Raw genomic sequence first — 13538 nt, 5'->3', positions numbered from 1 at the left:
GGCCTTTTTTTATGCCTGACGAATATCCAAATGTGGGAGCTGGCTTGCCTGCGATAGCGGTCGGCCAGTTAGCTTATAGATAGCTGCCCCACCGCCATCGCAGGCAAGCCAGCTCCCACACCTGACCTCATCAGTTTGAGGTCTTTGAAACATCCACTATCCGGTTACGGCCGCTGTGCTTGGCCTGATACAACGCCTGGTCAGCCTTGAGCAGCAGGTCTTCAAGGGAAATACGGCTGTGCTTTTGCCAAGTACTCATGCCGATGCTCACCGTGATTGGTTGCTCATCCCCGGCCTTGCGCGGCAAGTGCTGGACACCCTTGCGGATATGCTCGGCGATCACCCACGCCCCCTTGGCGTCGGTATTGGGTAACACCACCGCGAACTCTTCACCGCCATAACGCGCCGCCAGATCGGCAGGGCGGCGGATATGGCTGGCGATTACCTGCGCGACTGCGCGCAACGCCTCATCGCCGCCCTGGTGGCCGTGGCGGTCGTTGAAGGCCTTGAAGTGGTCCACATCGATCATCAGCACACTCAACGACTCGATGGAGCGTTGTGCCCGGTCCCATTCCAGCCGCAAGCGTTCGTCCAGCGTGCGGCGGTTGGCCAGGCCGGTAAGGGCGTCGGTGGCTGCCAGTTCTGACAGCACCTGTTCGGCGCGATGGCGACGGCGCAGCTCCATGCACAGTGCCCAGGTCAGCCACAACAGGCCCACGCACAACACTCCGGTCGCGATGCTGACCAGCCACGCCGCGCGTCGCCAGGGGGCGAACATTTCATTGCTGGACAAGGCCACTGCCACGATCAGCGGCAAGTTGCCCACATTCGAAAAACTGTAGAGCCGTGCCTGGCGATCGACACTGGAGATACTTTGGAAGCTGCCGTCCCGTTCGCGCAGCATGCGCGCCACATTCGGGCGCTGGCTCAGGTCCTTGTCGACGATATCTGCTTCCAGCAGAGGCTCTTGCGCCAGCAGGATGCCTTGGTGGTTGAGCAGGTTGATGGTGCTGTTGCTGCCGATGTTCAAGCTGCTGAACAACTGATGAAAGTACGACAGGCGCATGGACGCGACCGCCACTCCCAGGAAGCGCCCATCCGGTGACGAAACGCGACGGCTGAACGCGATGCGCCAGGGGTCGGCACACTGGCAGCGCGCCATGAACGGACGGCTGATATACAGGCCCAGGTCGGGGTTGGTGCGGTGCGCCCGAAAGTAGTCCCGGTCGGCAAAGTTACCCAGTTTGGGCGTGAGCAGGGAGGAATCGGCAATCACCTCGCCAGCCGGGTCCAACAGCAGGATATCGCCCTTGTAGGGCGCCGCTGCGGAACGATCGAACAGCACCAAATGACGGATGCTCTCTGAAACGTCTTGCAGGTCGGTGCGCTCGGTGGCGCTGATCAAGCCTTTGAGGGCCATGTCGTAAAGTTCGACATTGCGCAGCACGTCAGCGTCGATCAATTGGGTGATGGTGTTGGCGGTGCGCTTGGCCGTCTGCAGGGTGTTGGCATGTTCACGAATCAGCAGCGCAGTGACGACCCCCACGATCAGCAACACCGTGAGCGTGCTGCCCAGGATCAGCAGGCGCTCCGGGCGGCGGTTGGGGCGGGTAGGGCTTGAACTCATCGGGCACACTTCTGCATTGAGAATGCCCTTAGCGTAGTAGCAACTCTTTAAATATGGCGCAAAGCCAACCTGTAGGAGCGAGCAAGCTCGCTCCTACCTGTACTCAGAACACGTTGATCGGGTAGTCCACGATCACACGGTATTCATCCACATCCCGGTCCACCGCCGAGTAGCCATTGCTGCCGCGATTGGTCGCCCATTGCAGGCGCACGGCCAAGTCCTTGGCCTTGCCGCCCTGCACCACATATTTCAGGTCGATATCGCGCTCCCAGTGCTTGGCATCCTTGCCATCGGCGCTGTACCAGTTGCTGTAGCCGCGACTGTTGGGGTCGACCTTGGTCAGGTCGGTCTTGCCGCTGATGTAGGACACGGCGGACGTCAGGCCGGGCACGCCGAGGCCGGCAAAGTCGTAGGCGTACTTGAGCTTCCAGGAGCGCTCATTGGGCCCGTTGAAATCCGAGTACTGCTGGGAGTTGTCCAGGTACACGCTGTCGCCCTGGGTGATGTAATCGAACGGCGTGTTGCCATTGACCCGCTGATAAGTCGCTGTGACGCTGTGGTTACCCACGCCCACGGTGAAATGCAGGCTGTAGGTGTTGTTGTCGATATCCCCCAGCAGCGATTGACCGGTGTCCTGGGTATGGTAGTAGTGCAGGCCGGGCGTCAGGCTGACCAGGTCGTTCAGGGCGTAGGTGTATTCCAGGTCGTAGTAATACTGGTGCCAGACGTCCTTGAGCTCGGACGCGTACAGGTTGCTGGTCAGCCCCTCGATCCCGCTGAACGACACGCCAGCCCAGTCCAGGTGCTGGCTGTCGGTGTTGGCGGGCAGCGTGCCGTAGCTGGTACCAATACGCCGATGGCCGCTCTGGTTATAGAGTTTGGTGAAACTGGCCTGGCCACCTTCGAACATCCAGCCGTCAAAGCTGTGGTTGGTCAGGCTCACGCCACGGAAAGTCTGCGGCAACATGCGTGTCATGCCGCCGGCGATCACCGGGTTGTTGAGGAACAGGTCGCCGGCTTTCAGTTCGGTGTCGAAGGCGCGCAGCTTCAAGGTGCCGCCAGCCGTCGAGAACGAACCCGGCGCTTTGCCGTTGCCGCTGCCATACGGAAGGATGCTGGAACCATCCGTACCGCCACCGCCGTCGAGCTTGAGGCCGAGCATGGCATTGACGTCCAGGCCCAAGCCGATGGGGCCCTGGGTGTAGCCGGATTCGAAGGTGCCGATAAAACCCTGACCCCACTCCTTGCTGTCATCGGTATGAATATCGCGCCGGTCGCGGTTCATGTAGTAGTTGCGGGTGTTGATCGTGAGGTGTGAACCCTCGACGAAGCCTTCGACGGGCGGGGCGTCTGCCGCGTGGGCAAGCGGGATGATCGTTGCTGCGATTGCGAGGAATAACGGGGTGAACGTCAGCGAGTTCTTCACCGGTGGAGCTCCTTTGGTCAATCATGAACGGCCAGTGTCGTGGGGTGTGCCCGGCCTTTTTTCACGGCAAAAAAAAGCCGCTGAAGTCAGCGGCTTTAAGACAGATTCCCAGTGTAGAGCCCTGGAAATAAGTCGAGGGAAATTCGGGTGAGTGGTCAGCTGTCTTTGCCGTCGCGCTCATCGATGCGTCAAAGTAACGCAGGGGAGCGGTGCGATACAGAGTGTAACAAGATAATAACTATTGCCCAAATCGCAACAGTGAGGGCCATGGGATCTTCTGTGGGAGCTGGCTTGCCTGCGATGCAGACACCTCGGTATGCCAGGCCTACCGTGGTGATGCTATCGCAGGCAAGCCAGCTCCCACATTTTGACCGAGTTGTTTAGATCGGCAGGGTGATACCAAACGTATTGCCACCGCCTTCACTGCGCACAAACACATCCCCGCCATGCATCAACGCAATCGCCTTGACGATCGCCAGCCCCAATCCGTGATTGGCCCCGCTGTTGCTGCGCGAGGCATCCACCCGATAGAAGCGTTCGAACAGGCGTGGCAAGTGTTCGCTGGCAATCGCGTCGCCGGGGTTGGTCACGCCGATTGCCACCTGCTTCTCCTGCACCTGGATATGCACGTCGATAATCTGTCCGGGTGCGGTGTGTTGCACGGCATTGCTCAGCAGGTTGATCAGCGCACGCCGCAGGTGGGCTTTTTCGATCTGCACCAGGGCATCGCCGTCCACGCGCACCTGAACCTGGGCGTCTTCGAGGATAAAATCCAGATAGTCGAGGGTGGTGGCCACTTCATCGGCCAGGGAGCATTCGATCAGCTTGGTGGCTTTGCTGCCCTGATCGGCGCTGGCAAGGAACAGCATGTCGTTGATGATCGAGCGCAGCCGTTCCAGCTCCTCCAGGTTCGATTGCAGCACCTCAAAATAGTGTTCGGCCGAACGCCCGCGTGTCAGCGCGACTTGGGTCTGGCCGATCAGGTTGGTGAGCGGCGAGCGCAGTTCATGGGCAACGTCGGCGTTGAACGATTCCAAGCGCGAATACGCCTGCTCAACCCGGTCGAGGGTGGCGTTGAATGAATTGACGAATTGGCTCAGCTCGGGCGGCAAGGGTGACAATTGCAGGCGCCCGGAGAGTTTCGGCGGCGCAAGCTTTTGCGCTTCATCCGAGAGTTTGCCCAAGGGCTTGAGGCCGATACGCGCGACCCAGAACCCCAGCAGTGCCGCCAGTATTACACCCACCAGCGCGAGGCTGATCAACGCCACCAGCAAGTGATGCTGGGTGGCGCGGAAGTTCTCCGTGTCGATGGCAATCATAAAGCGCAACGCCGGGCGCTGGTCCTTGGCTGCAAATTGGCTGACCAGCACCTTGAAGGGATAATCGTGACCCGGCAGGCGCAGGTCGCGCTTACCTGTGGCGCCTTCGGCAAAGGCGCGAATCTGCGCGTCCGGCTCACCGTATTCGTAGCTCGGGTCGCTGCTGACCACCCAGAAACGGATGCGCTTGTCTTCTTCCCCCAACAGCTTGAGCTTGGACCTGATCTTGGCCCAATGTTCCGGCGTGCCGAAGCGATTGATCGACGATTCCAGCACGCTGTAGCGCGCATCCAACTCGGCACCTGGCAACAGCCCCAGGCCACGGTCGACCTGCTGGTACAGCGCGCCGCCGATTAACAGAAAGATCAGCAGCGCCACCAGGGTGAACATGCCACTCAGGCGCAGGGCGATGGAATTAGCGACCACTGTGGTTTTCCTGCATGCGGTTTTCCAGCACATAGCCCATGCCACGAATGGTGTGCAGCAGCTTGTGTTCGAACGGCCCGTCGAGCTTGGCGCGCAGACGCTTGATCGCCACTTCCACCACGTTGGCATCGCTGTCGAAATTGATGTCCCAGACCATCTCGGCAATCGCGGTCTTGGACAGGATCTCGCCCTGGCGTCGCGCCAATACGCTGAGCAGCGAGAACTCCTTGGCGGTCAGGTCCAGGCGTACACCGTTGCGGCTGGCCTTGCGGCTGATCAGGTCGATCCACAGGTCGGCAACGGTGACCTGCACCGGTTCATGGCCGCCGCTGCGGCGGGTCAGGGCTTGCAGGCGGGCCACCAGTTCCAGGAACGAAAACGGCTTGCCCAGGTAATCGTCGGCGCCTTCGCGCAGGCCGCGGATGCGGTCTTCAACGCGCTCGCGAGCGGTGAGCATGATCACCGGCGTCTGCTTGCGGGCGCGTAAGGCACGCAACACACCGAAGCCATCCAGGCCGGGCAGCATCACGTCGAGCACGATCACGGCGTAATCGTTTTCCAGCGCAGGTGCAGGCCCTCGATACCTTCCTGGGCCACATCGACGGTGTAGCCTTGCTCGGTCAGGCCGCGGTGCAGGTAGTCCGCGGTTTTTTCTTCATCTTCAATAATCAGGACGCGCATGACCGTCTCAGTGTGTGGTCGCCAGCGTCAGCGCTGGTTTGGGCCTGTGGAAAAAACGTTCAAGGTACAAGTATATGACCGGCGTGGTGAACAGCGTCAGCGCCTGGCTCACCAACAAGCCACCGACCACCGCGATGCCCAGCGGCTGGCGCAATTCCGCCCCAGGGCCTGCGCCGAGCATCAACGGCACCGCACCGAGCAACGCGGCAAGGGTGGTCATGATGATCGGCCGGAACCGCGTGACGCAGGCTTCATAAATCGCATCTTCGGGTGGCAGCCCGCGTACCCGCTGCGCCTCCAGGGCGAAGTCGATCATCAAGATACCGTTTTTCTTCACGATGCCGATCAGCAGCACCAAGCCGATCAAGGCCATGATCGAAAAGTCCTGGCCCAGCAGCCACAGCATGACCAGCGCACCGAGGCCCGCCGAGGGCAGGGTGGAAATGATCGTCAGCGGGTGCACAAAACTCTCGTACAGCACACCCAGAATAATGTAGACCGCCACCAGCGCCGCGAGGATCAGCCAGGGTTGGCTGGCCAGCGAGCTCTGGAACGCCTGGGCCGCACCCTGGAAGTTGCCGATGATTGTGCTCGGCATCCCGATTTCGTTTTTGGCCTGGTCGAGCATGATCACTGCATCGCCCAGGGCTACGCCGGGCGCCAGGTTGAACGACAGGTTGGCAGCAGGGAACATGCCGTCATGGCTGATGGACAACGGCCCGACCGTGGGCGGGTCGACTTTGGCCAAGGCCGACAACGGCACCATCTCGTTGGTCAATGGCGAGCGCAGGTAAAAATAGTCGAGGCTTTCGGCCTTGCCGCGCTGTTGGCTGTCCAGTTCAAGTATCACTTGGTACTGGTTGATCTCGGTCTGGAACTCGTTGATCTGGCGCTGGCCGAAGGCGTCGTACAACGCCTGGTCGACATCGGTGGCGGTCAGCCCGAAACGTGCGGCGGCCTGGCGGTCGATGCTGATATGGGTGATGCTGCCGCCCAGTTGCAGGTCGTTGGACAGGTCGCGAAACGCCGGGTTGGCGCGCAGTTTTTCGGTGAGACGCTGGGTCCAGGTGTTCAGCGTCGGGCCGTCGTTGCTCTTGAGCACGTATTGGTACTGGGCGCGGCTGGGGCCGGAGCTCAAGTTGATGTCCTGGCCGGCGCGCAGGTACAGCACGATGCCAGGCACCTTCGCCAGTTGTGGGCGGATGCGGTCGATAAACTGGCTGGCGGACACATCGCGCTCACTGCGGTCTTTCAAGGCGATCCAGAAGCGGCCGTTGGCGATGGTCTGGTTGCTGCCGGTAACGCCCACCGAATGGGAAAACGCCTGCACCGCCGGGTCGGCCTTGACGATCTCGGCCAGGGCCTTGTGCTTGGCGACCATGTCCTTGTACGACACATCGGCCGCCGCTTCGCTGGTGCCGAGCACGAAACCGGTGTCCTGCACCGGGAAGAATCCCTTGGGAATGAACACATAGCCGACCACCGCCAGGGCCAGGGTTACCACGAAGATCGCGGCCATGCTGCGTTGGTGCGCCAAGGCCCGGCGCAGGTTGCGCGCATAGCCGGCCAGCAGGCGTTCGCTGAAGCTGGGTTTGGCGTGGGCAGGGTGGGTAGGGGCACGCATGAACAAGGCGGCCAGCGTCGGGGCCAATGTCAGCGAAACCACCACTGAAATCAGAATGGTCGCGGTGGCCGTCAACGCAAACTCCTTGAACAACCGACCGACCACGCCGCCCATGAACAGCAGCGGAATAAACGCCGCCACCAGCGAGAAGCTGATGGACACTACGGTAAAGCCAATTTCACCCGAGCCCTTGATCGCCGCTTCACGTTTGCCCAAGCCGGCTTCCAAGTGCCGATGAATGTTCTCCACCACCACAATCGCATCGTCCACCACAAAGCCCACGGCGATCACGATGGCCACCAGGGTCAGGTTGTTCAGGCTGAACCCCATCACATACATCAGGGCGAAACTGGCTACCAGCGACACACCCAATACCGCAGACACAATCAGCGTCGCCGACAGTTGACGCAGGAACAATGCCATCACCGCCACCACCAGCAGGATGGCGATCAGCAGGGTCATTTCCACTTCATGCAGTGAGGCGCGGATAGTCTTGGTGCGATCGGTCAACACGCTGACCTGCACCGAGGCTGGCAACATGCCTTGCAGGCGCGGCAACTCGGCCTGGATGCGGTCGACGGTGTCGACGATGTTGGCGCCAGGCTGGCGTGAAATCACCAGGTTCACCCCTGGCGTATCGCCGGACCAGGCTTGCACGTAGGCGTTTTCCGAACCATTGATGACCTTGGCGATATCGCGCAGTTGAACCGGCGCACCGTTCTTGTAGGAAACGATCAGTTGGCCGTATTCCTCCGGGTGAAACAGCTGGTCGTTGGTCGACAGGGTGGACACGCTGTTTTCGCCATAGATCGCGCCCTTGGCCAGGTTCAGGCTCGACTGCTGGATGGCCAGGCGTATGTCGGCGAGCGTCAGGCCGATGGCCGCGAGCTTGTCGGGCGACGCCTGCACGCGGATCGCCGGGCGTTGCTGGCCGGTGATGTTGATCTGGCCGACGCCGTCGATCTGGCTGATCTGGCGCGCCAGCAGGGTTTCCACGTAGTCGCTCAGCTCGGTGCTGGGCATGCTGCTGGAACTGACGCTGAGGATCAACACCGGGCTGTCCGCCGGGTTGACCTTCCTCCAGGTGGGCAAGCTCGGCATGTCGCTGGGCAACTTGCCGGACGCGGTGTTGATCGCGGCCTGGACTTCCTGGGCGGCGGTGTCGATGCTTTTTTCCAGGGTGAACTGCAGGGTCAAGAGGCTGGAGCCCAAGGCGCTGCTGGAGGTCATCTGGGTCATGCCGGGGATGGCACTGAACTGCACCTCAAGAGGCGTGGCCACCGATGAGGCCATGGTGTCCGGGCTGGCGCCGGGCAGTTGCGCTGTGACCTGGATGGTCGGGAATTCCGCTTCCGGCAGTGGCGCGACGGCCAGGTTCGGGAAGGCAATAATCCCCAGCAACACCAGGGCGAAGGTCAGCAACAGGGTGGCGACCGGGTGGTCAACGCACCAGGCCGAGGGCGACCGGCTTGCACTCATGGTTGCACCTGGGCGTTGGCGGTGTGGATCACTTGCGGCGGCTCCTTGAGCACCTCCACCTGCGCACCGGCCTTGAGCCGCGATTGCCCATCGCTGACCAGCACATCGCCGGCCTGCACGCCTTTGATGATATTGATGTCGCTGTTCTGGTAGGCGACTTGCACCGGCACCACCTCGACTTTGTCAGCGCTTACGCGGTACACGAAATGTGAGTCCAGCCCGCGCTGCACCACGGTCGGCGGTACCACCAGGGCGTTCTTGTCGAGGGCCGTCTGGACCTTGATGGTCACCAGTTGCCCCGGCCATAGCTTATGCGCCGGGTTGCTGAACTCGGCCTTGGCCCGCAGGGTGCCGGTGGTGGAACTGATCTGGTTGTCGATCAGGCTCAGGTGGCCTTCGCCGAGCAGGTCGCCGGTCTGGTTGTCGGTGTCGGCGCCCAGGTAGGCGTCGACGGTGGCCCGGGTGGGGGCGGCAATCAGGCCCTGCAAGGTCGGCAGCATCTGTTGTGGCAGGGAGAACTCAACGGCAATCGGGTCGAGCTGGGTGACGGTAAACAGCCCCTGGGTGTCGCTCATGCGCAGGAAGTTGCCTTCGTCCACGTTACGGATGCCCACGCGGCCGCTGACCGGGGAGCGAATCTGGGTATAGGAAAGTTGTACTTGAGCCGCATCAATGGCCGCCTGGTTGCCCTGCGCGGTGGCCTTGAGCTGGTTGACCAGCGCCTGTTGCTGGTCATAGGTCTGTTTGGACACGCCGTCGTCGATGCTCAGCGCTTTGTAGCGCTTGAGATTGACCAACGCCACTTGCAACTGCGCCTGGCTTTCGCCCAATTGCGCCCTGGCCTGGTCGAGGCTGGCGCGGATCGAACGGTCATCGATGGTCGCCAGCAAGTCGCCGGCCTTCACCGATTGGCCCTCCTTGACCAGCAACTGGGTGAGGATGCCGTCGATCTGCGGGCGAATCACCACACTGTGCAACGACAGCACTGAGCCGATGCCGCTGATGAACCTGGGAACGTCCTGTTGCGCGACGCTCACCACCCGTACCGGGATCGCTGTGGGCGCAGCCAGCCGGGGCTTGGCAGGCCGTGTTACGGCCCAGGCGGCCACCGCTAGTATCAAGAGGACGCCCACCATCAGGGCCGTGTTTCGTTTTATCTGCATGGGAGGCGCCGGACGCAGTTGCACGCTTTAAGCCGCAAGCTGCCAGTTGAAGGTTGGGTAGCTGCTTTATAGCCCGGTAATACGGTCAGCACGGTGACGCGAAACTGACAGCCGCGACAGCTAGCGCTTTTTACTTGTGGCTTGAAGCTTACCGCTTGCTGCTTTGCCCCCGTATACTCGCGCTTTTACACCTATAGCTGCGCCGGAGCCCCTATGACTTCCCCAACCCAACCCCCTGTCGACGCGGCTGACCTCGTCGATTCGGCCACCGCCGACGGCGTTGAAAAAACCGAGATCCCGGCGTTTAAGTTCCCCTTCAAACCGGGCGAGCTGGCTGGCGCCAAGAATGCCAGCCAGCCCTGGTACAAAGGCGGCGCCAAGAACGGCCATACCAAGACGCCGGGCATGGCGCCTCCGGGCACTCGCCGGTCCATGGGTAAACGCTGAGATTAAAACCGTAGGTGCGTTATAGGCTGTTACCTACATTGCCCGTAGAAATTTCTGCTTGTAGGTCCGCGACCGATTCTTGAAAGCTTGCACAGCGTTTGCTTCGTCCCGATGACGCTCATCGGGGCGTGGTGAGTCAGCTTTCCGGAAAAGGACATTCCCGTGGCCCTGATACACCTCTGTGCGGTGCTCGCCCTCTTGCTCTCGACAAGTGTCGTTGCCGCCGACGTGCAACCGCGGCGTGAAATCCGTTTCGCCGTTGCCGCGCATTTCCCACCTTTTCAAAGCCGCAATTCCCAAGGGCAATTGGTGGGGCTGAATATCGAACTGGGCAATGCCCTCTGCGAGCAGCTCAACGTGCGCTGTACCTGGGTTGACCAGGTCGTGATGGAAAACTTCCCGGCCCTTGAAGCCAGGCAGTTCGACGCGATCATGGGCATGGCGCCCACCTGCCGTCGGCGCAAACGGGTGAGTTTCACCGATGACCTCTACCCGATCACCACGCGGCTGGTGGCGCGTAAAACCTCAGGCCTGCGCCCTGATCGGCGCTTGCTCAAGGGCAAGCGGGTCGGGGTATTGGTGCGCAGTAATCGTGAAGCCTACGCCCTGTCGCAGTGGGCGCCGGCGGGAGTGATCATCAGGAGTTTCTGGCTGAACGACCAACTGGTGCAGAGCCTGGTTTCGGGCGATATCGATGCGACCCTGCAAGGCGTCGTGGAGATCCGTGAAGCCCTGCTCGACACGGCCGATGGCCTGGACTTCGACTTCATGGGCCCGCCTGTGTCGTCTGGCCTGCTGGGTAATAGCGTGGCGATCGCGGTGCGAAAAACCGATACCGCGTTGCGTAATGAGCTTAATCATGCGCTTGAGCAACTGATGCAGAATGGCGAATACCAACGCATCCTCCAGCCCTATCGCCTCGGTGTATTGCCCGCCCGTCCATGAGCGCTAATGGGTGTGCAGCTTTGCACCCGAAGTTGAATTAGATACCCATACCGTCATGAGGCCGCAGCGGCTTAAGCCGCCCTCAACGAGATAAACGCATAATTGGCTGGCACCTCAGTGGCAATTTGCGCTCCGGCATCCAGCACCTGTTCGGCGACGTCCATCCCGGATACATGAAACACCCATTCATGGGTCACCGCCGGCTGTTCAACCGCCTGTTCAATAGCCTGGGCAAACGCCTGCATATCCGGCAAGTACGCGGTAAACCCGTCGCCCTTGAGCGCGGTCGTGCGGATGCCGAGCAACGCGCACACCGCTTCTTTGGTCTGCACGTCATCACGGTCGGCCTGGCGTGAGCGGCGAATCAGTTCGGCCAGTTGTGCGTCCATCAACTCGCCACCGACGATCAGCGCGGGGCCTTGCTCCCAGGATTCGGGCGGGCAGTCTTTGGCGCTCGGGTTCAGCGGGATATGCGGGTTGATCTCCATCGGGTAGATGCGGCACACCAGCGGGCGCCGTTCGTAGATGCGGCAGCGGTTGTCTTCGTCAAGATTCCGGCAGCGTCCGGCGTTGTAGGCGGCAAAGGTAATTGCCACAAACGCCTCGGTATTGCCGCTGGGCACGACCACTGAGCGGCGCTCGGCGTGTTCTCGTTGTTGCAGGGGCAGGCCCAGGCCATTGCCAAGAAAGCCCTCGACCAGAACGATGACGTTGCCACCGTCCGCCGCCCAGCTGCGGGCTTCTTCGAGGGTCAGGGGCACGTGATGGTCGCTGCAGCATTTACCGCAACCGACGCAGGAAAAGTGTGTGTTCATGGCGGATCTGTCACCAGGCAAGGTCAGTGGGCACGCTTGAGGGGTGACGGGTTTTTACCTCTATCTACCGCTCAGGGGCTCTGGAAGCAAGTTATGCGCCAGTGAGGATCAGCCCTTGGATACGATGTCGCGCAGCACAAATCGCATGCCCGCACTTTCGTACAGTTGCCGGGCGCGCAGGTTGCTCTCCAGCACCTTGAGGTCGACATAGGGTTCGCTGCGCTGCTTGAACACCTGGAAGCTGTGCAGCAGCAAGGCGCGGCCCAGCCCTTGGCCTTGGGCACAGGGGTGTACGGCCAGGTTCTTGATAAAGGCGCTGGTCCAGCATTGGGCCACTGCGAGAACACCGTCGTGGTTACTGGCCACCAGGCACAGCGTCGGGTCGTAGTCGGCATCGGTGACGAACTGCTGGCGCCACTCCTCCAGGTGGCCGACACGGCCGCCGCCCTGGTCCTGGGTCATGCGCAGCACGGCATGGATCGCCGGAGCTAGCTCATCGCGATAATGATCCAGCCGGGTATTCGCTGGCCACTGCGGGGCGGGCAGGCTGCCGGTGAGGTCGCGACGCAGCAACTGGTAATACTCGGCCAAGGCTTACAGCCCCTTTTGCGCCACGGTTTGCGCGGCGACCACCAGGCATTTGGTCAGCTCTGGGGATGAGAACTTGGTGAGCACCGAGTCGGCGCCGGCCAGGCGCGCTTTTTCGCTGTTCATCGCACTGTCCAGGGAGGTGTGCAACAGCACATAGAGGTCCTTGAAATCCGGGGTTTCGCGCAGGGTGCGGGTGAGGGCGTAGCCGTCCATCTCAGACATCTCGATGTCCGACACCACCACGTTGATCTGTTCAACCGTGCCTTGCAGTTCCAGCAACACGTCGATGGCTTCCTTGGCGCTGCGGGCGGTGTGGCAGGTCAGGCCGAGGTTGCGCAGGGTGTGTACCGATTGCTGCAAAGCCACCTGGCTGTCGTCCACCACCAGGATGCGGGCGTTGCCCAGCACTTCGGCTTCTTCCATGGTCAGGTCGGTCGGCGCCGCTTCAATCGGTGCCGGGGCGATGCCGTGGATGACTTTCTCGATATCCAGCACCTGCACCAGGCCACCTTCCACCTGGGTCACACCGGTGATAAACGCCCGATTGCCGCCGGAGCCGTAGGGCGGCGGGCGGATATCGGTGGTCAGGCAATGCACGATCTTGCTCACCGCCTGAACATGCAGGCCCTGCTTGGAACGGCTGACATCGGTGACGATCAGGCAGCCGCCGTCCGGGTCTTGCAAAGGCATTTCACCCAGGGCGCGGCTCAAGTCGATCACCGACAACGAAGCGCCGCGCAAGGTGGCGATGCCTTTGACGTGCGGGTGGGACTCCGGCAGCTTGGTCAACGGCGGGCAGGGGATGATCTCACTGACTTTCAACAGGTTGATGGCCATCAGCTTGCCGCTGCGCAAGGTAAAGAGCAGAAGCGAGAGTGAGTCTGCGCGGGCTTTGGTGGTGGACATAAAAACCTTCTGTGGATCAGGGATGACGATCTATAGAGAGTTATCGACTTGGCTGGCCTGGGCTTTAACCGGATTTTTGTGTCGGGCAC

Annotated in this window: 10 protein-coding genes and 1 pseudogene; 2 read left to right on the top strand and 9 right to left on the bottom strand. The window is 61.4% G+C overall.

All coding sequences use genetic code 11. The features are described from left to right. Positions 1–130: 130 nt before the first annotated feature. From MHH62_RS11080 to MHH62_RS11055, 6 genes and pseudogenes are all read right to left on the bottom strand, one after another. Positions 131–1627, bottom strand: a complete 1497-nt coding sequence (locus MHH62_RS11080; RefSeq protein ID WP_014716978.1) for a diguanylate cyclase — start codon at positions 1625–1627, stop codon at positions 131–133. Between the two features lie 103 nt (positions 1628–1730). Next, on the bottom strand, positions 1731–3053 hold the full coding sequence (locus MHH62_RS11075) for an OprD family porin (protein ID WP_336827003.1): 1323 nt from the start codon (positions 3051–3053) through the stop codon (positions 1731–1733). Positions 3054–3433: 380 nt separating this feature from the next. Continuing rightward, on the bottom strand, positions 3434–4798 hold the full coding sequence (locus MHH62_RS11070; RefSeq protein WP_019816941.1) for a heavy metal sensor histidine kinase: 1365 nt from the start codon (positions 4796–4798) through the stop codon (positions 3434–3436). Next, positions 4788–5479, bottom strand: a pseudogene (locus MHH62_RS11065) (heavy metal response regulator transcription factor). Before MHH62_RS11065 ends, MHH62_RS11070 begins: the two are co-directional and overlap by 11 nt. A 7-nt stretch (positions 5480–5486) precedes the next feature. Further along, entirely contained in the window at positions 5487–8582 is a 3096-nt protein-coding gene (locus tag MHH62_RS11060) for a multidrug efflux RND transporter permease subunit (RefSeq protein WP_032903357.1), read from the bottom strand. Beyond that, positions 8579–9745: an efflux RND transporter periplasmic adaptor subunit gene (locus MHH62_RS11055; RefSeq protein ID WP_032872214.1), complete on the bottom strand. Its 1167-nt coding sequence runs from the start codon at positions 9743–9745 to the stop codon at positions 8579–8581. Before MHH62_RS11055 ends, MHH62_RS11060 begins: the two co-directional genes overlap by 4 nt. 213 nt (positions 9746–9958) lie before the next feature. Here MHH62_RS11055 and MHH62_RS11050 point away from each other — a divergent pair, with 213 nt between their 5' ends. Together MHH62_RS11050 and MHH62_RS11045 are read left to right on the top strand one after the other, a co-directional pair. Beyond that, the gene (locus MHH62_RS11050; protein ID WP_014716984.1) at positions 9959–10192 is read left to right on the top strand and encodes a hypothetical protein; all 234 of its coding nucleotides are present in this window, start codon (positions 9959–9961) and stop codon (positions 10190–10192) included. A 162-nt stretch (positions 10193–10354) separates the two neighbouring features. Then, positions 10355–11137, top strand: a complete 783-nt coding sequence (locus tag MHH62_RS11045; RefSeq protein WP_072434195.1) for a transporter substrate-binding domain-containing protein — start codon at positions 10355–10357, stop codon at positions 11135–11137. Positions 11138–11208: 71 nt separating this feature from the next. Here MHH62_RS11045 and MHH62_RS11040 read toward each other — a convergent pair whose 3' ends face one another. The 3 genes from MHH62_RS11040 to MHH62_RS11030 form a co-directional block, all read right to left on the bottom strand. Then, a complete protein-coding gene (locus MHH62_RS11040; protein WP_014716986.1) occupies positions 11209–11952 on the bottom strand; it encodes a YkgJ family cysteine cluster protein in 744 nt (247 codons plus the stop codon). Between the two features lie 108 nt (positions 11953–12060). Further along, a complete protein-coding gene (locus tag MHH62_RS11035) occupies positions 12061–12543 on the bottom strand; it encodes a GNAT family N-acetyltransferase (protein WP_339232953.1) in 483 nt (160 codons plus the stop codon). A 3-nt stretch (positions 12544–12546) separates the two neighbouring features. Beyond that, positions 12547–13449, bottom strand: a complete 903-nt coding sequence (locus MHH62_RS11030) for a chemotaxis protein (protein WP_014716988.1) — start codon at positions 13447–13449, stop codon at positions 12547–12549. Positions 13450–13538: the final 89 nt, after the last annotated feature.

This window comes from Pseudomonas sp. FSL L8-0168 (assembly GCF_037976155.1).
Lineage (GTDB): Bacteria > Pseudomonadota > Gammaproteobacteria > Pseudomonadales > Pseudomonadaceae > Aquipseudomonas > Aquipseudomonas paracarnis.
Note: the sequence above shows the minus strand (reverse complement) of the source record. Positions and strands in the feature narration are given on the sequence as shown.

Coding starts and splice junctions, on each gene's coding strand:
- MHH62_RS11030 (WP_014716988.1), bottom strand. CDS start 13,449: ATGTCCACCACCAAAGCCCGCGCAGACTCACTCTCGCTTCTGCTCTTT.
- MHH62_RS11040 (WP_014716986.1), bottom strand. CDS start 11,952: ATGAACACACACTTTTCCTGCGTCGGTTGCGGTAAATGCTGCAGCGAC.
- MHH62_RS11055 (WP_032872214.1), bottom strand. CDS start 9,745: ATGCAGATAAAACGAAACACGGCCCTGATGGTGGGCGTCCTCTTGATA.
- MHH62_RS11060 (WP_032903357.1), bottom strand. CDS start 8,582: ATGAGTGCAAGCCGGTCGCCCTCGGCCTGGTGCGTTGACCACCCGGTC.
- MHH62_RS11050 (WP_014716984.1), top strand. CDS start 9,959: ATGACTTCCCCAACCCAACCCCCTGTCGACGCGGCTGACCTCGTCGAT.
- MHH62_RS11080 (WP_014716978.1), bottom strand. CDS start 1,627: ATGAGTTCAAGCCCTACCCGCCCCAACCGCCGCCCGGAGCGCCTGCTG.